Consider the following 19,397-nt stretch of genomic DNA (forward strand, 5'->3'; position numbering starts at 1 on the left):
CTCCAGGACCTCCCCAGGCCGCATGCTCAGATGGTCCGGCGACCTTGCCGTGGCGCCCCCGCAGGTGAGAGGCGCCACGGCAAGGCCCTGCCGGGTTGGCGGGAGGAACCAGATCAGTCGACGGTCACCTGCGTGCTCTGTGATGCGTTGAACAGTTTGTCGCCCGGGTAGCGGGCGACGACGGGGCCGTCGAGAAGCGCGCGGTCGACCGCCTTGCGGAAGGTGGCCACACCGTTCTTGACCGGTGCGGATCCGAGGTGGGTGTCACCGGCGTAGAACTCGGCCTTGCCGGTCGGGGAGGCGACGTTGGCGGTCACGGTGCCCACCGCGGCGGTCGCCGTGAGCCTGACGTTGTGGGAGTTCCCGGCGGGCGTGGCGGTGACGTCCAGGCCCGTCGTGGTGGTGCGGAACGCCACGTTACGCAGATAGAAGTCGAGCATCGGACGCCAGACATGCCAGGTGTGCATGCCGTCGACGTAGTACTCCTTGATCTCGACGCCGGCGGACCGCAGCGCCTCGGCGCGGGTGTGCAGGCTCTGGGCGCTGGTGCCGTCCTGCCGTCCGGTGCCGAAGAGGAGGCCGCCGGGCACCGTCTTCAGGCGGTCGATCTGCGCCTGCGAGGCGGCCGGCCCGCCGATGCTCCAGGCGGCGTCGTAGGCGAACAGGTCGGTGTTGTCGTACATGATGGTGAACGCACGGCTCCCGCCCGCGGAGAACCCGCCGAACGCGCGGTCCTCCGGCCGGGTCGAGACGTGGTAGTTCTGCTCCACGAACGGGATGACGTTGTTGCGCAGCTCGTCGGCGTACCCCTGGTTGCCACCGGGCAGGCCGTTGAAGTCGGTGGACACGACCACCATCGGCTGCACCACGCCGTCCTTGATGGCGTTCTCCACGATGTGGTGGGCCACGCCCTGCATCGTCCAGGCGATCGAGCTGTCCCCGGCGCCGTGGCTCAGATACAGCGTGGGGTAGGGCGTCGCCCGGTTCGGGTCGTAACCGTGCGGCGTGTAGACGACGATGTCATGCACCCCGGCGGGGTTGGTCGACAGCGGCGACGGATACCGCCGCGACTCCAGTTTCCCGGCCTGGTCGGCTTTGACCGGCGCCTGATAGCCGTTGTCGTAGGTGGGGAACTTCTCGCTGCCCGGTACGTAGATCGTGCTGCGCACCGCGCCCGGCGCGCTCGGATACTGGGGCTGCACTTCCCACCGGTTGGCCGGGTCGTCGTGCAGCGCGCAGCCGGTGGCCTCCACATTGGTGCAGTCGTGGGTGAAGGCGTAGCGGAACGTTCCGGCGGGTAACGGGACCGTGATCTCCCATATCCCGTCGGCGCCGAGCTGCATGGGCAGGATGCGCCAGGGAGTGGCCGCGGTGTCGCCCGGCTGCCACTGCGACGGCGGGCGGTTGTCGCCGACGTTGTCGGGCTGAGCGAAGAACCAGTCGCCGTAGATTTGTACGCTGTCGACACCGGCGGGCGCCTGGTATCGGAACGTCACCGCGTACCCGGTCGGGGGTGCGTCGGTTTTGACCAGCGCCGGACCCAGCGGCTTCGCCGGTGCCGCCGAGGCCGGAGTGGCCGGCACCCCCACCCCGGCCACCGCTGCGGCGACCGTCAGGCCGGCCAGGAGCGACCTCAGCCTTCTACCTCGTTGGATCCTCGGTGGACGATGGGGACAGGCGACGGGCACGTTGCTCTCCCTCCGAAGAGTGAAATGTGGTCAGACGTAACGAATCGGACCTGACCGCTGCCGTGATCGTATGTGGCTGATCAACGATGTCAAGAGCAAATTGCATATGACGTTCCATGCGTTGCAACATATGCAATGAATTCGGCGAGGACCGTCCGCATCCTGCTCGATCAGCACGCGGGTCCTCGATCTGCGCCAACTGCGACACGGCGCCGCGGCCCACCTGGGGCGAGACCTTTATCCCAGTCCAGCGCGACTTTCATCGGTTGACCCACAAAGTTTGCTTATGTTAACGCTATCTTTCGCTGCCTTCGGAGGTTATGGTCTGCGTTCAAGGCCCGGACAGGGTGCCTCACGTGTCCACGGCGACTGGATCAAGGAGAATCGATTGAGATCGCGACAACAAAGATCGCGTCGCAGGCTGGGTCGCGCAGGCAGAGGTGTCGCGGGCCTGGCGCTGGGTGCGCTTCTCTCGGTCTCGCTCGCGGCGACGCCTTCCCACGCTGCCGAGGAGCAGCTCGACGAGGGTCTGGTGCACCACTTCGCCCTCGACGAGACCGGTGGGACGACGCTGGTCAACTCGGGTAGCGCGGGCCCGGCGGCGAACGCCACACTCGTGCATCCGGAAAAGGCGACCTTGACCGGCGATGGAGTCAGGTTCAACCCCGACTCTTACGAGAGCGCACTCGACGGTGCGTACGTGGCTCTGCCGGACGACATCACCGCCGGCATGTCGAACCTCACCGTCGACTATGACGTGTGGATCGACCCGGCGAACGTCGGCGAGCACCAGATGTGGAGCTTCGGCGCGAAGTCCGGCTCGTGCGACGCCGACACCGGCGCCCAGGGCTCCATCTTCGCGTCGAACACCCAGCGGTTCCGCATCGCGGTGGGTTCGGCGAACCTCCAGCAGAATCGGGTCCGCATGCCCGAGCGAGCGTGGACGCACGTCACCTACACCCAGTCGCTGAACGCGAACGGTACGAGCTGGACCGGCAGGCTCTACCTTGACGGCGTGCTGCACGCGACGTCGGCGAACCTGACCACGCCGCCGTCGCTGAACGCCGCCGGGACCAACTGCAACTTCCTCGCTCGCTCGCAGACGTCGGGCCACTACTCGTTCCGCGGAACGATCCGGGACTTCCGGGTCTACGACCGGGCAGTGAGCCTCGACGAGACGCTCGCCCTGGCGAAAAGGACCGTCTCCGATGGCGTGCGCGCCGACGCCGAGGCCATCGACCTCGGTCTGACCAGCGCGATCGTACGCGACATCGTTCTGCCCAAGGTGGGCTCCGTGGCGGGCTCGGCCATCACGTGGACGAGTTCGGACCCGTCGGTCGTCGAGGTCCGCACCCCGCCGGCCCTCCCCAGCGCACGCAAGGTCGCGGTGATCGGCAAGATCACCCGGCCCGCGCAGGGACGGCCCGACGCGACGGCCACGCTCACGGCGACTGTCCGCAAGGGCGCCCAAGAGGTCACCACACGGGAGATTCCCGTCGTGGTGAAGGCCGAGTTCGACGACGCACAGGCGGTCGACCGTGACACGTTCGACCTGACTCTGCACGCCACCGACCACGTGCGGGGAAACATCGACCTCCCCGCCACCGGCGAGTTCGGCTCGGCGGTCACCTGGAAGTCGACCACCGACCTCGTCACCCCGACGGGTAAGGTGACCCGCCCCGCCTTCGGCCGTGCGGACGTCAACGCCGTCCTGACGGCGACCATCACCAAGGGCTCGGCCTCGAAGACGAAGTCGTTCCCGGTGACCATCACCGCCATGCCCCGTTCCGAGGAGTACGAGCGGTACTTCATGGGGTACTTCAAGGGCGAGGGGATCGCCGACGGCGAACAGATCATGTTCGCGACGTCCAACGGGAACACCGCCCTGGACTGGACCGGTCTGACCGGAGGCCGGCCGTCGCTCATCTCGCAGCTGGGCGACCAGGGCCTTCGTGACCCCCACATCGTCCGCTCGCCCGACGGCGACACGTTCTACATGATCGCCACTGACCTGAACTGGTACGACCAGGGCGGATACGCCATCAACGACACCCAGTACATCGAGGTGTTCGAATCGCACGACCTCGTGCACTGGACTCCCCAGCGACACGTGAAGATCGCGCCCGACAACGCGGGCAACGCCTTCGCACCCGAGTCGCTGTGGGTCGACGAGATCGGCGCCTACGCCGTCTTCTGGGCACAGTCGCTGTGGAACGACCCGGTGAACCGCACCGGTCAGGGGAACGCGCAGATGTGGTACACCACGACGCGCGACTTCCAGACGTTCTCGGAACCGCAGGTCTGGCAGAACCCGGCCCCGCTGTCACGGATCGACACGACCGCCATACGAGTCGGTGACCACTACTACCGCGTGACGAAGAACGAGGCCGGCAACCAGGGTTCGGACATCTTCTCGGAGAAGCACACCGATTTCCTGGACAGCGACATCGACCACTGGACGTTGGTCGCTCCGGCGCTGGGGCGCACGACGTGGGTCGCCAACCAGGGATACGAGGGGCCGATCATCTTCAAGGCCAACCCCGGCGACACCTCCTGCCCCGGCCAGTTCTACCTCTGGGGTGACCGGTACACGAACGGCGGCGGATACCAGGCCGCGTGCCACGAGAACATCGAGGCCCCGACCTGGAACGCCAAGGCGATCACGATGACCAACGCGGGCGTCGCCCGTCCGCGGCACGGCACCGTGATTCCGATCACCCTCCGCGAGTGGAACGACATCCGCGGGATCCCGAACAGCGACGTCACGACCACCGCCGAGGTGGCCGTCGAGCCGTACGCGACCGGGGCCCAGACGACCACGGCCACCGCCACGGTCAAGGCGGGCGACGGGTTCGAGACGGGCGGTCAGGTGCGGTTCAGCGTCGGCTCGTGGTCGAAGCTCGCCCACCTGGAGGACGGCACGGCCACGGTCACGCTGCCGGCGGACCTGCCCGCGGGTGCCCGCACGGTCAAGGCCGAGTACCTCGGCTTCGACTACCTGAAGGCATCGGAAAGCACGGCGTCGTTCCAGGTGCCGTCCGGCCCGAACGCCGTCAAGGTCAAGGCGAAAACCGCGCCGGCGTCGGTTGTCCGCGGGAACACGTTCACGCTGGACGTGACCGTCGGGCCGGCGGGCGGGCAGAAGAAGAACGCTCCGACCCCGACCGGCGAGGTCACCGTCACCTTCGGCGGCACCGTGCAGGTCGTGCCACTGGCGGACGGCAAGGCCGTCGTCACACTGCGGACCGCCGATCTGCAGCGCGGGGTCTACCCGGTCCACGTGGCCTACTCCGGCAACCCGGCCTACCAGCCGCACGCCGCCGACTACCAGAAGTTGACGGTGCGATAGCGGCAAGTGGCGGGCCGGCGACCTCGTCTCGCCGGCCCGCCACGAGCGGCCTGTGCGGGCCGGCGACCACGGCGTCTATCGTTCCCGCATGAAGGTCTGTTCCATCGCCGCTCCGGCCTCGGCGGAGGAGGCGGAGGCGATCCAGGACGCCCTGCGGCCCCGGCTGGACCTGACCGGCCCGGGTCCCCGCGACCCTGCCCTGGTGGCGGGGGTGGACGTGGCCTACGCCGACGACCTGCTGGCCGCCGCGGTCGTGGTGCTCGACGGGACGAGCCTGGACGTGGTCGAGCAGGTGACGGTGCCGGGACGGCCGGCCTTCGGCTACGTGCCCGGTCTGCTCGCCTTCCGCGAACTGCCCAGCCTCGTCGAGGCGCTGGAGCGGCTCACCGTCACCCCCGACCTGATCGTCTGCGACGGGTACGGCCTGGCGCATCCCCGGCGGTTCGGCCTCGCCTGCCACCTCGGGGTGCTCACCGGCCTGCCCACGATCGGCGTCGGCAAGACCGCCTTCGTCGGCTCCTTCGAGCCGCCCGGCCGGGAGCGCGGCTCGTGGAGCGAACTGCTTCTGGACGGCCAGGTGGTCGGCCGGGTGTTGCGCACCCAGGACGGCGTGAAGCCGGTCTTCGTCTCCGTCGGGCACCGGGTCGACCTGGAGACCGCCTGCCACGACGTGCTGGCCCTCACCCCGCGTCACCGGCTCCCCGAGACGACGCGCGCCGCCGACCGCCTGTCCCGTTCGGCGTTGAAGGCCGCTCTGGCCGCCTCCGGTGGTCCACGCCCCCGGCAGTGATCAGGAGGCGCCTTCGGCCAGGTGGCGTTCGACGGTGGCGACCTTGGCGTCGAGCCTGCCCTCCCCGGCACGGGCGTCGGCCTTGAGCACCAGGCTGACACGGGAGCAGCGGGCCTCCACGGCGGCGACCGCGTCCTTGACGACGGCGAGCACCTCGTCCCACGTCTCGCCCTCGACCGTGGTGAACATGGCGTCGGTGCGGTTGGGCAGCCCGGACGCGCGGACCACGCGCACCGCCTCCGCCACCATCTCGCCCACGTCCTCACCGGCGCCGATCGGCGTGACGCTGAACGCGACGAGAACCGACATGGAACCTCCTCGAAGATCGCATCCCCGGGCCACGCTAACACCCGCCGCCCGGCGGCGGCGGGGGCCGGGTGGATCACGCCCGGGCGGTGCGCTCACCCCTCCTGTGACGGGCGGCCGCGCGGGCGTGCGCGCCGGTGAGGAGAGCACGCACCTGCTCGGCGGTGCCGTCGCCGGGGTTGAGCACGCAGATCCACGACTGGGCGGCGTACAGGGGGTGCGGCAGGATCCGGTCGGGCACGCGGTAGTCCAGCGCCTCCTGGTGGTCGGCGTGGGCGGCCGGCGGATAACCGAGCAGTTCCTCGAACACGGCGCGGCCGACCGCGACGTTGACCCGGAAGACGCCGGGCCGGTTCAGGTCGGAGGCGGTGTCGAACCCCTCGTAGTCCTTCACGACGACGGTGGCGAAGGGCATCTTCCGGTTGGCCGGCTGGTCGTCGGGGTCGTAGTGGAAGAAGGTGTCTCCCCAAGCCGCCTGCGGGGCGCCGTTGTCCTCCGCGGCGGTGAAGGCGACGACACCCCGCAGGCCGGTCACGAATTCGATGACGTCGTTCTCGGTCACACGAGGTCCTTTTCTCGCTGGATTTCCTCCTTCAAGTTTCTCATTCAAGTCCTTTGTGAGACTTTCCCGGGAAATCCGCTGACGACCGTACATCAACCCTCAACTCGGGAGTGGAACCTCCGCGCTCAGCTCCGGGGAGCCCGCACCACGGCGACGGGGCAGCGCGCGTGGTGCAGGACCGACCTGCTCACCGAGCCGAGCACCGCCGCTCCGACGGCGCCGCGCCCGCGCGACCCCACGACGAGCAGGTCGGCCTTCTCCCCCGCCTCCGCCAGCGCGGTGACCGGATGCCCGCAGACGGCCCGCATCTCGGCGGTGACGTCGGGATACCGGTCCCGGTGGGCCCGCAGGGCGCCCGCCGCGTAGTCCTCCTGGGCCTTGCGCACCTCGTCGACGTCGTAGGCGATCTCCGGAGCGAAGGGGTGCACGGGAAGCTGCCAGGCGTACAAGGCCAGCAGGCGGCAGTCGCGCAGCCGCGCTTCCTCGAACGCGTAGGTCAGGGCGGCGGCGGCTTCGCCCGAGCCGTCGACGCCGACGACGACCAGCCCGTGGGGCGCCGACACCCCGGCCCGCACCACGACGACGGGGACGTCGACCTGACCGGCGACGTGCATGCCGACCGACCCGAGCAGCATGCCGGTGAACCCGCCGTGGCCCCTGCTGCCGATCACGATCTCCGCCGCGTTCCCGGCCTCCTGGCGCAGCACCCGCGACGGGTCGCCCTCGATCATGGCGGTGGTCACGCGTACGGCCGGGTGGGTCTCGCGCACGGCCTGTCCGGCCTCCTCCAGGATTCGCCGGCCGGCCCGGTCGAGCTGGTCCTCGATGGGGATGGGATAGCGCGCGATCTCGTACGGCAGGCGGTCCACCGCGTGGACGATCCGCAGCGGCAGGCCCTTGCGTGCCGCGTCGCCCGCGGCCCATTCCACCGCGGCGGCCGCGGGGCGCGAGCCGTCGGTGCCGACGATGACGGGTTCGGCCATGACTCCTCCTTCTGCTCCTGCCTCTATCCGACCGCCCGCGCCTCGTCCGGGGCAGGGCCGCTGGTCCCTGCCCGGCGGGACCTTTCTCCTCCCCGCATCGGGGTTCGTGGGCGGGCATGAAGCGGCCGGCTCGCGCGGTGACGGGGCGCGCGAGCCGGCCGGAGGCCGGGAACGGGAGTGGGGAGCAGAGACTCAGGAGCAGAGGTCAGGAGCAGGTGAACCCGCTCGCCCCCGGCGAGGAGGGGCCGGACGCCTGGAAGCCGAAGCTCGTCGACGCGCCGGGCGCGAGGTTCGCCGCCCACGAGGGCGCCTTGGCCGTCCAGCGGGTGCCGCCGGCGGTCACGGTCGCGCTCCAGCCGTTGACGAGGCTCACTCCGGACGGCATGTCCCAGGTGACCGTCCAGTTCTGCCAGGCCGTCGTGCCGGTGTTCTTGACGGTGACGTTCGCCGTGAACCCGTCCTGCCAGGAGCTGGCCACCTGGTAGGTCACCTGGCAGGTCCCCGGCTTCGCCGACGGTGACGGGCTGGGGCTGGGCGACGGAGAGGGGGACGCGGAAGGAGACGCCGACGGCGAGGCGGACGGCGAGGGCGAAGGGGAGGGGGAGGGGGAGGGCGAAGCGGACGGCGACGGTGACGGTGACGGTGAGCCGCTGGGCGTGGTCGTGGTGTAGCTCGCCGCGGTGTAGTCCGCGCCGCACTGCGATCCGCAGGACGCGGGCAGGACGAAGCTGTAGACCCGGCCGCCGTTGATCAGCGCGTCGGACACGTCGCGCACCCGGATCTGGAACTGCGTCGAGCCCTGGGTGACGCCGCCGATGATGTACGACTGGCCCATGTCGGAGTTCATCTGGGCCGGCTTCCAGGCGCCGTCGGCGTAGTACTCCACCCCGTGGATGCCGTTGGGCAGGTGGGAGACGGCGATCGCGGGCCACCACGCCTGCGCGCCCTTCATGAACCCGATCCTGATGTCGCCGCTGTAGCCGGGCGCCGGGACGAACGACCAGGTCACGTGGCGGTTGTTCCAGTGGTTCGGGTACATGTCCCCGACCGGCGCCCCGTTTTTGGCGAACTTGTTGAGCGACGGCTTCGACAGGTCCAGGTGATAGCGGTCGTCACGGCACCAGCCGTTGGAGTCGCCGCAGCTGTCCGCGACGAGCATGGTGAGCGTCGCGCCGTTGTACGCGTCGGAGACCCACGAGCCGTTGCGGCAGAACGCCTGGCCGGGCGCGCCGTCGTTGACGCCGGTGCAGTAGTCGGAAATCGTCACCTGCACATACCGGCCGCAGTTGAGGCCGTTGTTCCACAGCCCGGCCTTGGACGCGTTCGCGCCGGTGAGCGGCCGGGGGTAGAAGGAGTAGTCGCCGGGCGTGTCGTACACGTTGAGCGCGACGAAGTCCTGCGAGTCCAGCTCCGACTGCGGCAGCCCGCAACCGCCGTACGGCGAGCCGAGGGCGTCGAAGTAGGTGGCGCTGCCGGTCACCGGAGCGGGCGGGTCGTCGACCGCGCCGGCGGGTGTCGCGGCGGGCCAGGCGGTGAGCAGCACCGCGGCGACGGCGGCCGCCCAGATGCGGCGTCGGACGGAAATCGGGCGGCCGTTCATCGGGCTCCCTGCGCTTACGGTCGGGCGTGGAACGCGCAGATCGTGGCGCGGGGCGGCGGCCCGGTCAAGGCGCGCTCGCGGGTCGTCCCGGTGAGCTGGGCGATCCTCGGCGAGTGCCTGTACCTTTCATCGGCGCGCCGAACCGGAGACGTGCACGCGGCACAGGTGCACGCCGAGGTGCGCGACCGCGGCCACGACGTCCGGGGGCCCGCCCTGCGAACGTTGCCGTTCGAGGGCGACGCCTGACCGGGGTGTCCGCCCGGTGACCGCCGCCGCGGCTCTCAGCGCGACTCGTGCAGCCGCGCCAGGTCGCTCTCCATCTTGGCGATGACCCGCTGGTACCCCTCCCAGCCGTACAACCGGAACAGCTCGGACTTCATGCGGAGCGTCTCCTCCTGCACCGCCTCTGGACCCTGGCGGCGTAGGGCGTCGAGTGCGAGACGCGCCTGCCGCTCCCGATCGGTGGTTCCGGCGAGATCCTCGCGTCTCATCTCAGGAGTAGGCATGGGGCTCTGCCCTCCGGGTCTGGACGAACGGTGCCTACACCTGACGCGCCTCGACGGCCCCAGGTTGACCGCTGTGAGAAAAACTTCGAAACAACTGCGTACCGGCCAGTAGATGTGACCGGTTTCGCCGATGACCGGTCAGGGCGACTCGCCGCCGGGGACGTCGACCGCGATCTCCCCGCCCAGCCGGTGACCCCCGCCGAGCGCCAGGTTGTCACCGCTCCAGAACCTCCCCGGGTCATACCAGTTGGGGCGGCGGCCGGCGGGCAGCAGGCCCATCGCCTCGTACGTCACGGCGACGACCTCGGCGCAGTAGGCCGTCTCCAGCGCACGATCGATCGCGCCGTTCCGCGTGCCCTCGGTCGCGCCGTTCCGCGCCGCGCGGCGCGGCGAGGGCAGCCGCCCGCGCAGCCAGCGCCCCGCCAGACGGGCGGTGGACGGGAACGACGTGCCGTCCAGCCGCGCGATCGTCCGCAGGACGGCGTCCTCCATCTCCCTGGTGGCGGAGGGCTCAAGCTGCCGCAGCCAGGCGCGCTGGCCATACCTGGCCGCCCAGACGCAGACCGCGTCGCGCATGTCGTGCAACTGGACGCCGCGCTGATGCGTGCCCGACCACATGTCGGGCAGCGACCGGCCGAGCTCGGCGTGCCACATGAGCGGCGGCAGGTCCTCGATGACGACGGCCATGCCGACGTGGTTGACCGGACTGTTGGTGGTGACCTGGATGGCGCGGTCAGGTGCACTGCGTCCGCGGAACACCCAGAGGTCGCCAGTGCGGGCGAGTTCGAGCGCTTTGTCGAGACTTATCCGCGTATGAGCCACGGCAGTAGCCTAGGCACATGCGCTGGTGGAAGATACTCGGTCTCGCGGCCTTCGCGGGTGTCGCGGCGACCGGTGTGGTGATCGCCCGGGCCGAGCGGCGGCGGCGTGCGTACACGCCGGAGGAGATCCGGGAGCGCCTGCGCACCCGGCACGCCGAGGCCGTCGCCGCAGCGGAGCCGCCCGGGACCGCCGCTCAGGCGCCGCGGTAGGCGTCGACGCCGAGCTTGACCGCGACCGCGAGGCCGCACAGGGCCGCGGCGAGGCGCAGCGTCCGGCCGGGCAGGCGGCGCGCGACCGCCGGGCCGAGCCAGCCGCCCGCGAGGAACCCCACGGCCAGCGGGCCCACCGCCGCCCAGTCGACCGGGCCGAGGAAGGCGAACCAGAGGGCGGCGACGGCGTTGGCGAGCGCCGAGACGACGTTCTTGACCGCGTTGACGCCCGCCGCCGGCCGGTCGAGCGCCGCCGCGAGCACGGCGAACATGATGAGCCCGCCCGCGGCGCCGAAGTAGCCCGTGTAGACGGCGACGCAGAAGACGCCCGCGCGCAGCGCCAGACCGCTCTCCCCGCCGAGGCCCATCTGCCCGGGACGTTGCGGGCGCAGCAACAGCAGCGAGGCGCCCGCGATCAGCCACGGGGCGACCATCTCGAACGTCCGCGACGGCGTGACCAGCAGCAGCCCGGCGCCGGCCGCGCCGCCCAGCCCGGCGGCGAGCCCGAGGCGGCCGAGGAGACGTCCCTGGCCTGCCAGCTCGGGCCTCGACCCGGCCGCCGCTCCCACGCCGGTGAACAGCAGCGCGACCGTGTTGGTGACGTTCGCGGCCAGCGGCGGCAGGCCGAAGGCCAGCAGCGCGGGGTACGACACGATCGAGGCCAGGCTCACCACCGTGCTGATGACTCCGGCGACCAGGCCGATCCCGGCCAGCTCCAGCACGTCCACAAGCACAGAGGCACCCAACCACACGGGTTTCGGACGGCCGATACCGGCCTCCTCCTCATGCCCGGCGTCCGTCAGGAGGCGGGAAAGCGCAGCACCCAGCGGCGCTGCCAGGGGGTCTCCACGGCCCGCGGGTGATATTCGGCCCGGGCCCAGGCGACGGCCCGGTCGGCGGGCAGGCCCGACAGTACGGCCAGGCACGCGATCACCGTGCCGGTGCGCCCGACTCCCCCGCCGCAGGCGACCTCGACCCGGCGGCCGGCCCGCGCGTGCGTGTGCAGCTCCCGGATGCGGCCGATCGCGTGCTCGTGGTCCCGGGGCAGGAGGAAGTCGGGCCAGTCGATCCACTCGTGCGGCCAGGTGAGGGCGTCGTCGTGCTTGCCCCTGAGCCGCCGGCCGCCCAGATAGAGGCCGTGGTCGGGCAGGGTGGTGCCCGGCGGCGTGGGCCTCCTCAAGCCGCGGCCCCGCACCGGAGTGCCGTCGGGGAGCCGGATGGCACCGGGAAGATCATCGATGGGCATGCCCTCATCCTGCCCTCCGAGGCGCGGCCCCTGCAGCGGATTTCCGGGCTCATCCGGCCGCGAGGTCGAACTCGTCCCGCAGGATGGAGAACAGGAGCTGGTCGTGCCAGCGCCCGCCCCGCCACTGGGCGCGCCGGACCACGCCCTCCAGCCGGAACCCGATCTTCTCCAGGCACCGGATCTCGGCCGTGTTCTCCGGGTCGGTGGTCGCCTGGACGCGTTCCACCCGCGTGTGCGTGAACAGGTAGCGGACGAGCTCCCGCTGTGCCCGGGTCCCGACTCCCCTGCCCCGCCAGTCGGGCAGCAGGCCGGCGGCGATCTCCCAGCACAGCGACGTGTCACGGCGGCCCCAGCGCCGCTCCAGCCACTCGACCCGCCCCGCGAGCTCGCCGTCCACGGTGACGGCGAGCATGTTGTCGGCTCCGGCCAGGAGCCCGCGGATGCGCAGCGCCTCCCGCAGCGCGATGGTCGGAGTGAATCCGAACCACTGGTGCGGTGTCGCGCCGCTCTCGCTCTGGAAGGCCGCGTCGAAGGCGTCCAGGTCGGCTTCCGTGACGGGCCGAAGGGTCAGATGATCAGGCATTACCGGCGGTCTTCCTCACGTGTCGTCGGGTGATGGCGGCCTCGTGCCGGGACGTTCACGTGTCCGCTCCGGCGGCGTGGGCGCAGCCCGGATCATCGCATTCCGGCCCGTCCCCGACGCCGCCCGGCCGCCCCCGACAAACCGGAGAGCGCTCTCCACTTCGTGCTATAAATGGCTGCATGAGCACCGATCTCCCGCACACGTCGGGAGCCCCCACGCTGGAGGATGTCGCCCGTGTGGCGGGGGTGTCCCGGGCGACCGTGTCGCGTGTGATCAACGGAATCCGCAACGTCGCGCCGGACATCCAGGAGGCGGTGCACCGCGCCATCGAGACGACCGGCTACGTGCCGAACCGCGCCGCCCGCTCGCTCGTCACCCGTCGTACGGGAGCGGTCGCGCTGGTCGTGTCGGGCGCGGGCGACGCGAAGGGCGGCGAGCCGTTCGAGTCGCGCGTCTTCGCCGACCCGTTCTTCGGCCGGGTCGCCGGCGGGGTGGTGGGATATCTGCGGCCCCGGGGCATCCATCCGGTGCTGATGCTCGCGGACTCGGCGCAGACCCGCGACGACGTCGTGTCCTACCTGCGGCAGGGCAGCGCCGACGGCGCCCTGGTCGTCTCGACCCACGCGGAGGACCCGCTGCCGAAGCTGCTGGTGGACGCCGGGCTGCCCGCCGTGCTGTGGGCGCGGCCCGCCCGGCCGATCCCGATCAGCTACGTCGACCTCGCCCACCGGGCCGGCGCGGCGCTCGCGGCCGACCGCCTGGTGGCGCGCGGCTGCCGCCGGGTGGCCACCATCAGCGGCCCCTTCGACGTGCCCGCCGCGCAGGACCGCTTGTCGGGGTTCCAGGAGGCCATGGCCGGGCACGGCCACCCGTACGTGCCGGCCGTGGAGGGCGACTTCATGCCCGCCAGCGGAGAGGCCGGCATGCACCGGCTCATGAAGGAGCACCCGGACATCGACGGCGTCTTCGTCGCCAACGACCTCATGGCGCAGGGCGCGCTGCTCGCGCTGCGCGACCTCGGGCGCCGGGTGCCCGAGGACGTCGCCGTCATCGGGTTCGACGACAGCGCCGCGGTGACCTGCCGCCCGCCGCTGACGACCGTGCGCCAGCCGATGGAGGACATGGCCGCCGAGATGGCCCGCCTGCTGCTCGCGCACGTCGCGGACCCGGACCTCCAGGTCACCTCGGTCATCGTGCGGCCGACGCTGGTGGTCCGCCAGTCGGCCTGACGGACCACCGGCGCCGCGTCTGTCACGCCACGCGCAGCCCCTTGCTCGCCTTGACGATCTCGGCGTAGCGATGGCCGCTCGACTTCACGGTCCGCGCCTGGGTCTCGTAGTCGACGTGCACCAGGCCGAACCGCTTGTCGTATCCGTACGCCCACTCGAAGTTGTCCAGCAGCGACCACGCGAAGTAGCCCGCCACCGGCGCCCCCTGTTCGATGGCCCGGCCGCAGGCCGCGATGTGGTCCTCCAGGTAGGCCAGGCGCTCCGGGTCGTCCACCGTCCCGTCGGGGCCGACCGTGTCGCGCCACGCGGACCCGCTCTCGGTGACGTACAGGCGGGGCGCGTTGTACTCGCGGGCCAGGCGCACCAGCAGGCGCTCCAGACCGGTCGCGTCGACCTCCCAGCCCATGGCCGTGGTCGTCGCCCCCGGCACCTCCAGCTGCCGCGCGTACGGCACGGGCCCCTCGGGGTCGGCCGCCACCACCTGGCGGAAGTAGTAGTTGACGCCCAGATAGTCGAGCGGGGCGGCGATCGTCTCCAGGTCGCCCGGCCGGATCGGCAGGTCGACGCCGTACACCGCGAGCATGTCCTCGGGGTAGCCGCGGCCGGTCACCGGGTCGAGCCACCACCGGTTGACGTGCCCGTCGAGGCGGCGCGCGGCGGCGTGGTCCTCCTCGCTGCCGGTCGCGGGGTCGATCGGGCTGAGGTTGTTGACGATCCCGATCGACGGCGTGAGCCGCGCCGCCGCCCGTACGGCCTGCACCGCGAGGCCGTGCCCGAGGTGCAGGTGATAGGAGGTGCGGACGGCCGCCTCCAGGTCGCGCACCCCGGGGGCCATGGAGCCCTCCAGATGGCCGTGCCAAGAGCAGCACAGCGGCTCGTTGATCGTCGTCCAGTCGGCGACGCGGTCGCCGAGCCGTTCGGCCACGACGGCGGCGTAGTCGGCGAAGCGCTGGGCGGTGTCGCGCTCGGGCCAGCCGCCGCGGTCCTGCAACGCCTGGGGCAGGTCCCAGTGATAGAGGGTCACGAACGGCCGGATGCCGGCGTCGAGCAGGGCGTCGACGAGGCGGTCGTAGAAGGCGAGCCCGCGCGGGTTGACCGGTCCCGTGCCGTCGGGCACCACGCGGGGCCAGGCCACCGAGAAGCGGTAGGCGTCGACGCCGAGTTGCCCGAGCAGGCCGACGTCCTCACGCCACCGGTGATAGTGGTCGCAGGCCACCTTCCCGGTGTCGCCGCCGTCGATCGCCCCGGGCACCTCGCAGAAGGTGTCCCAGATCGAGGGCAGCCTGCCGTCTTCGAGGGTCGCGCCCTCGATCTGGTAGGCCGAGGTGGCGACGCCCCAGACGAAGTCGGTGAAAGCGGTTACATCGGGGACATGGCCGCGCTGCGGCTCCATTCGCTGGTTCTCCTTGATTCGTCGGTGATGGTGGTGAAGGTGAGCGTTCACTTCACGGCGCCCGCGGTGAGCCCCTGCACGAGGTAGCGCTGCAGCAGCAGGAACCCGGCCACCACGGGGACGCTGACGACCAGGGAGGCCGCCATGATCTGGTTCCAGTAGACGTCGTTCTCGGTGGCGTACCCCTGGAGGCCGACGGCCAGGGTGCGGCTCGACTCGTCGGTCATGACCGACGCGAACAGCACCTCTCCCCAGGCGGTCATGAACGCGTAGATGGCGACGGCCACGATACCCGGGGTCGCGGCGGGCAGGACGACCCGCAGCAGTGCCCCGATCGGGCCGCTGCCGTCCACCTGCGCGGCCTCGTCCAGCGCGGTCGGGATCGAGTCGAAATATCCGGCCAGCATCCAGATCGAGAACGGCAGCGAGAAGGTCAGATAGGTGATGATCAGCCCGGTGCGGCTGGCATACAGCTCGACCCCGAGCGCGGTCCCGAGGTTCACGTAGATCATGAACAGCGGGAGCAGGAACAGGATGCCGGGGAACATCTGCGTCGACAGCACGGTGACCGAGAAGATCCGCCGGCCCGGGAAGCGGAAGCGGCTGATGGCGTACGCCGCGAAGATCGCGATGAGGACCGACACCAGCGCGGCCACCGACGACACGATCAGGCTGTTGGCGAAGTAACGCGCCAGCGGGACCGTCCGCCACATGTCGGCGAACGGCCGCAGCGTGATCGTCGTGGGGATCCAGTCGAAGTCCCCCTGCACGTCCTGCAGCGGCTTGATCGCCGACGTCAGCATCACGTAGAGCGGGGTCAGGGTGAACAGGCCGAGCAGGCCGAGACCGGCCCACCGCGCCCACGGCAGCCAGCGGGGGTCACGCATCGCTCCTCCTCCGGGACGTCGCCACCAGATACACGGCGGTCACCACCAGCAGGAACAGCAGGAGCAGCACCGACATGGCCGAGCCCGAGCCGAAGTTCCAGGTGACGAACGAGCTCTGGTAAATGTGGATCGAGATCAGGTCCGCCTCGTGCGGCGCCGACTTGCCGAACAGCACGTACGGCGTGTTGAAGTCGTTGAACGTCCACAGGAACAGCACCAGGACGAGCACCTGGTTGACGGGGCGCAGCATGGGCAGCGTCACCGCGCGCAGCCGCCGGCCCCAGCCCGCGCCGTCGATCGCGGCCGCCTCGTACAGGTCGCCGGGGATGTTCTGCAGCCCGGCCATCAGCACGAGGAAGGCGAACGGCCACGACCGCCAGACGCAGACCACGATGATTGACCAGAAGCTGTTGGACCCGATCAGCCAGAACGGCCGCTCGCCGAACAGGTGCAACTGGTCCACGAGCACGTGATTGACCAGCCCCGAGTCGCGCTGGAGCAGGAAGCTCCAGGTGATCACCCCGGCGTAGACCGGCAGGGCGTACGGCACGAGGAACAGCGCGCGCAGCACGGCCCGGCCCCGGAACGAGCCCTGCATGAGCACCGCGCCGCAGATGCCGAGCAGCCACGCCAGCCCGACGGTGAGCACGGTGAACACGACGGTGACGAGGAACGAGTGCAGCAGCGAGCGGCCGACCGCGCTGTCGAAGTCGACGGCGACGGTGTAGTTGTCCAGCCCCGCGAACGGCGCGGCCGACCAGTTGCGCAGGAAGAACTGGGTGAGCTTCAGGAAGCTCATCCCGATGCCGATCAGCATCGGGACGAGGTGGACGAGCAGTTCGAGCAGCACGGCCGGGAGGATCAGCAGGTAGGGCAGGGCGGCGCGGCGCACCCGCACCGGCACCCGGTCCGCGAACCCCCGCCTCCCGCCGCCCGGAGACAGAGGTTTTTCCGGGGACGTGGAGCTTCGCGAAGGCCTTCGCGGAGACGTAGGGGTTTCCGAGTGGGGCCGGGGCGTGGTGGACGACATGGTCGACACCGCCGCCGCATCCGGCGCCGGGTGGGGGGAACGCTTGCCGCCCGATGCCGTCCTAGTGCGCCCGGCAGGGGCATCGGTCAGGGCTTGGCCGTCGTCTGCCCCGGCCGCCTCGGCCGGGGACAGCGAGAAGCCGTCCTCTTCAGGGGACGGAGGAGTCACGGACTTCCTCTCGATGTCGAGGGTCTGCGTCGGGGCGCCGGGCGGAGCCTCCGCCCGGCGCCGGGTCATCGGGCCGCTCAGCCGCCCATCTGCTGGTCGGCCTCGGTCAGCTTCGCCTTGACGGCCTCCGCCGTGACCGCCTTGCCGCTCGCGGCGTCGGCGAACAGCTGGTTCATCGCGTTGCCCACGAGCGTCTCGAACTGGCTCTCCTGCGCCACCTGCGGCAGCGGCGCGGCCGTGCTGGACAGGATCTGCTGGAACGTCTTGATCGTCTGGCTCTCGAACGCCGGGTCGTCGTAGGCGTCCGTGACGGTCGGCAGCGAGCCGTACGCCTTGTTGAGGTTCTGCTGCGTCTGCTTCGACGTCATGAACTGGGCGAACTTCAGCGCCCCGTCCTTGTTGGCGGCCGTCTTGAACACGGCGAGGTTGATGCCGGCGACCATCGCGTTGACCTGCTTGCCGCCCTGCGAGGGGCCGGGCAGCGGGATCGGGGCCAGGCCGTAGTCGTCCTCGGTCCAGCCGGCCTGCTTGAGCTGGGTGGCGATCGACTGCCACATCAGCATGCCGGCCTTGCCGGAGACGAAGTCCTGCACCGCCTCGGTGCCGTTGGCATATTCGGCGTTGCTCGGGTTGACGATCTTGTGGACGGCCATCAGGTCGAGGTACTGCTTGATGGCCGCGACCTCCTGGTCGGAGTCGAACTGCGGCTTGCCGGAGGCGTCGAACAGCTCCGCGCCGTGCTGCTGGCCGAAGATGAAGGCGTGGTGGGCGTTCTCGCTGACGCTCGCGCCCTCGACCGCGAGCCCCCACTTGCCGTCCTTGGTCAGCTTCTTGCCGTCCGCGATCAGCTCGTCCCAGGTCGCCGGCGGCTTGTCGATGCCGGCCTCCTTGAACATCTTCTTGTTGTAGAAGAGGCCGTAGGTCATGCCGTAGATCGGCACGGCGGTGGGCGGCTGACCGGGGGCGCCGGTCGCGGCGAGGCTGGGTCCGAGGAAGCGCTCCTTGCCGCCGAGCGTCTTGAGCAGGGCGTCGTCCCAGGGCACGAACGCCCCGGTCACCTGCAGCGAGGCCGACCAGGTGTTGCCGATGTTGACGACGTCCGGGCCCTTGCCCGACGTGGTCGCGGCGAGGATCCGGTTGAGCAGGTCGGCCCACGGGACGACCTCCAGGTTCACCTTGATCCCCGTCTCCTTGGTGAACCTGTCCAGCTCGGGCTTGAGCACCTCCTTGTCGTTCTCCAGGCTGGTGCCCTGGTTGGACGCCCAGTAGGTGATCGTCTGAGCCGCGCTCCCACCGGCCGAGCCGGCCGTGGACGACGAGTCGTCGGCGCCGCAAGCCGTCGCGGCGAGCACGAGGGCTCCGGCGACGGCGAAGAGATATGGCTTGCGTCTGCGCACGGGTGTTGTCCTCACTCTTGCGGTGCGACCGCCCGCCCGTGGAGGCGGCGGCCTGGGGGGTGAACAGTCCTCACGCCGGTGACAGCGCGGTTCCGGACGGCACGAGCCGTCACAGCGCGCGCCGTGACAGCACGTGCCGATGAACAGCGCGCCGTCACGGCGTGGTCCTGCGGCAGCACGGTGCGGACGGCCCCGCGGCCGCGGGCGTCGTCCCAGGTGAGGGGTGCCGGTCAGGCGAGCACCGGCTCTCCTCACCGCCGTCGGCTTGGAGAGCGCTCTCCAAGAAGGGGAGTGTCGCGGAAGGCGGAGAGTGTCAAGGGGCGGCCCTCCCCCGCGCCCGGGCAGCCGTCCGGCCCGGTCCGATTTCACCCAGATGACCTGCGGGTTTCCCTGGTGTTGAGAGCCGGCCTTGACAGGGCGGCCGCCAGGCTTCACGCTCTGGGAAAGCGCTCTCCCACCCGCTCTCCCACCGGCTCTCCACGCGTTCTCCACCCGCTCTCCCGCATCTCCGCTCGAAGCTCTCCGTATCTCCACTGAAGAGAGGCCGCCGTTTCCCCACCGCACGCCGGCACGCCCCGGCCATCCCCGCCGCCCCGTGGCACACCACCCCCGCCCGGCCGTACGCGTCTGTCCGCAACGCACGTGACCC

19 protein-coding genes are annotated in these 19,397 nt (G+C 70.8%); 5 read left to right on the forward strand and 14 right to left on the reverse strand.

The annotated features are described in order from the left end of the window. Nucleotides 1-113: 113 nt before the first annotated feature. A complete protein-coding gene (locus tag FLX08_RS08145; RefSeq protein ID WP_142617600.1) occupies nt 114-1,496 on the reverse strand; it encodes an alpha/beta hydrolase-fold protein in 1,383 nt (460 codons plus the stop codon). A gap of 724 nt (nt 1,497-2,220) precedes the next feature. Between FLX08_RS08145 and FLX08_RS08150 the strand changes: the two genes are divergently transcribed. Both FLX08_RS08150 and FLX08_RS08155 read left to right on the forward strand, forming a co-directional pair. After that, nucleotides 2,221-5,037, forward strand: a complete 2,817-nt coding sequence (locus FLX08_RS08150) for an immunoglobulin-like domain-containing protein (protein WP_167530317.1) — start codon at nt 2,221-2,223, stop codon at nt 5,035-5,037. Nucleotides 5,038-5,125: 88 nt separating this feature from the next. Then, a complete protein-coding gene (locus FLX08_RS08155; protein ID WP_142617602.1) occupies nt 5,126-5,827 on the forward strand; it encodes an endonuclease V in 702 nt (233 codons plus the stop codon). Here FLX08_RS08155 and FLX08_RS08160 read toward each other — a convergent pair whose 3' ends face one another. From FLX08_RS08160 to FLX08_RS08175, 4 genes are all read right to left on the reverse strand, one after another. Then, on the reverse strand, nt 5,828-6,136 hold the full coding sequence (locus tag FLX08_RS08160) for an MTH1187 family thiamine-binding protein (protein ID WP_142617603.1): 309 nt from the start codon (nt 6,134-6,136) through the stop codon (nt 5,828-5,830). Nucleotides 6,137-6,209: 73 nt separating this feature from the next. Further along, nucleotides 6,210-6,695, reverse strand: coding sequence for a DUF6194 family protein (locus tag FLX08_RS08165; RefSeq protein ID WP_142617604.1), 486 nt, complete (start codon nt 6,693-6,695; stop codon nt 6,210-6,212). Between the two features lie 125 nt (nt 6,696-6,820). Beyond that, the gene (locus FLX08_RS08170; RefSeq protein ID WP_142617605.1) at nt 6,821-7,678 is read right to left on the reverse strand and encodes a universal stress protein; all 858 of its coding nucleotides are present in this window, start codon (nt 7,676-7,678) and stop codon (nt 6,821-6,823) included. Nucleotides 7,679-7,883: 205 nt separating this feature from the next. After that, entirely contained in the window at nt 7,884-9,278 is a 1,395-nt protein-coding gene (locus FLX08_RS08175; protein WP_142617606.1) for a cellulose binding domain-containing protein, read from the reverse strand. Nucleotides 9,279-9,320: 42 nt separating this feature from the next. Between FLX08_RS08175 and FLX08_RS08180 the strand changes: the two genes are divergently transcribed. After that, a complete protein-coding gene (locus tag FLX08_RS08180; protein WP_142617607.1) occupies nt 9,321-9,524 on the forward strand; it encodes a hypothetical protein in 204 nt (67 codons plus the stop codon). 35 nt (nt 9,525-9,559) lie between these two features. Here the strand turns inward: FLX08_RS08180 and FLX08_RS08185 are convergent, their stop codons facing one another. Together FLX08_RS08185 and FLX08_RS08190 are read right to left on the reverse strand one after the other, a co-directional pair. Further along, entirely contained in the window at nt 9,560-9,769 is a 210-nt protein-coding gene (locus FLX08_RS08185) for a hypothetical protein (RefSeq protein ID WP_142617608.1), read from the reverse strand. Between the two features lie 153 nt (nt 9,770-9,922). Then, a complete protein-coding gene (locus tag FLX08_RS08190) occupies nt 9,923-10,606 on the reverse strand; it encodes a hypothetical protein (RefSeq protein WP_142617609.1) in 684 nt (227 codons plus the stop codon). A 17-nt stretch (nt 10,607-10,623) separates the two neighbouring features. On the opposite strand from FLX08_RS08190, the gene FLX08_RS08195 reads away from it, so the two are divergent. Next, entirely contained in the window at nt 10,624-10,815 is a 192-nt protein-coding gene (locus tag FLX08_RS08195) for a hypothetical protein (RefSeq protein WP_142617610.1), read from the forward strand. Here the strand turns inward: FLX08_RS08195 and FLX08_RS08200 are convergent. The 3 genes from FLX08_RS08200 to FLX08_RS08210 all read right to left on the reverse strand — a co-directional run bounded on the left by FLX08_RS08200 (nt 10,800) and on the right by FLX08_RS08210 (nt 12,644). After that, a complete protein-coding gene (locus tag FLX08_RS08200; RefSeq protein ID WP_244312482.1) occupies nt 10,800-11,549 on the reverse strand; it encodes a sulfite exporter TauE/SafE family protein in 750 nt (249 codons plus the stop codon). The two genes, FLX08_RS08195 and FLX08_RS08200, sit on opposite strands and share 16 nt — an antisense overlap. A 65-nt stretch (nt 11,550-11,614) precedes the next feature. Beyond that, nucleotides 11,615-12,061, reverse strand: a complete 447-nt coding sequence (locus tag FLX08_RS08205; protein WP_142617611.1) for a protein-tyrosine phosphatase family protein — start codon at nt 12,059-12,061, stop codon at nt 11,615-11,617. A 49-nt stretch (nt 12,062-12,110) separates the two neighbouring features. Continuing rightward, the gene (locus FLX08_RS08210; RefSeq protein WP_142617612.1) at nt 12,111-12,644 is read right to left on the reverse strand and encodes a GNAT family N-acetyltransferase; all 534 of its coding nucleotides are present in this window, start codon (nt 12,642-12,644) and stop codon (nt 12,111-12,113) included. Nucleotides 12,645-12,823: 179 nt separating this feature from the next. Between FLX08_RS08210 and FLX08_RS08215 the strand changes: the two genes are divergently transcribed. Continuing rightward, complete coding sequence (locus FLX08_RS08215; RefSeq protein WP_142617613.1) at nt 12,824-13,873, forward strand: LacI family DNA-binding transcriptional regulator; 1,050 nt, start codon at nt 12,824-12,826, stop codon at nt 13,871-13,873. A gap of 22 nt (nt 13,874-13,895) precedes the next feature. On the opposite strand, the gene FLX08_RS08220 is transcribed toward FLX08_RS08215, so the two are convergent. From FLX08_RS08220 to FLX08_RS08235, 4 genes are all read right to left on the reverse strand, one after another. Then, nucleotides 13,896-15,266 carry a GH1 family beta-glucosidase gene (locus FLX08_RS08220; RefSeq protein ID WP_142617614.1) on the reverse strand — a complete coding sequence of 457 codons (1,371 nt, stop codon included), beginning with the start codon at nt 15,264-15,266 and terminating at the stop codon, nt 13,896-13,898. Between the two features lie 47 nt (nt 15,267-15,313). Then, entirely contained in the window at nt 15,314-16,153 is an 840-nt protein-coding gene (locus FLX08_RS08225) for a carbohydrate ABC transporter permease (protein ID WP_142617615.1), read from the reverse strand. Next, complete coding sequence (locus FLX08_RS08230) at nt 16,146-17,057, reverse strand: carbohydrate ABC transporter permease (RefSeq protein ID WP_244312483.1); 912 nt, start codon at nt 17,055-17,057, stop codon at nt 16,146-16,148. The genes FLX08_RS08225 and FLX08_RS08230 overlap by 8 nt, the downstream gene beginning before the upstream one ends. A gap of 371 nt (nt 17,058-17,428) precedes the next feature. After that, nucleotides 17,429-18,748: a sugar ABC transporter substrate-binding protein gene (locus tag FLX08_RS08235; RefSeq protein WP_142617616.1), complete on the reverse strand. Its 1,320-nt coding sequence runs from the start codon at nt 18,746-18,748 to the stop codon at nt 17,429-17,431. Nucleotides 18,749-19,397 lie beyond the last annotated feature (649 nt).

The organism is Microbispora hainanensis, assembly GCF_006874475.1.
GTDB lineage: Bacteria > Actinomycetota > Actinomycetes > Streptosporangiales > Streptosporangiaceae > Microbispora > Microbispora hainanensis.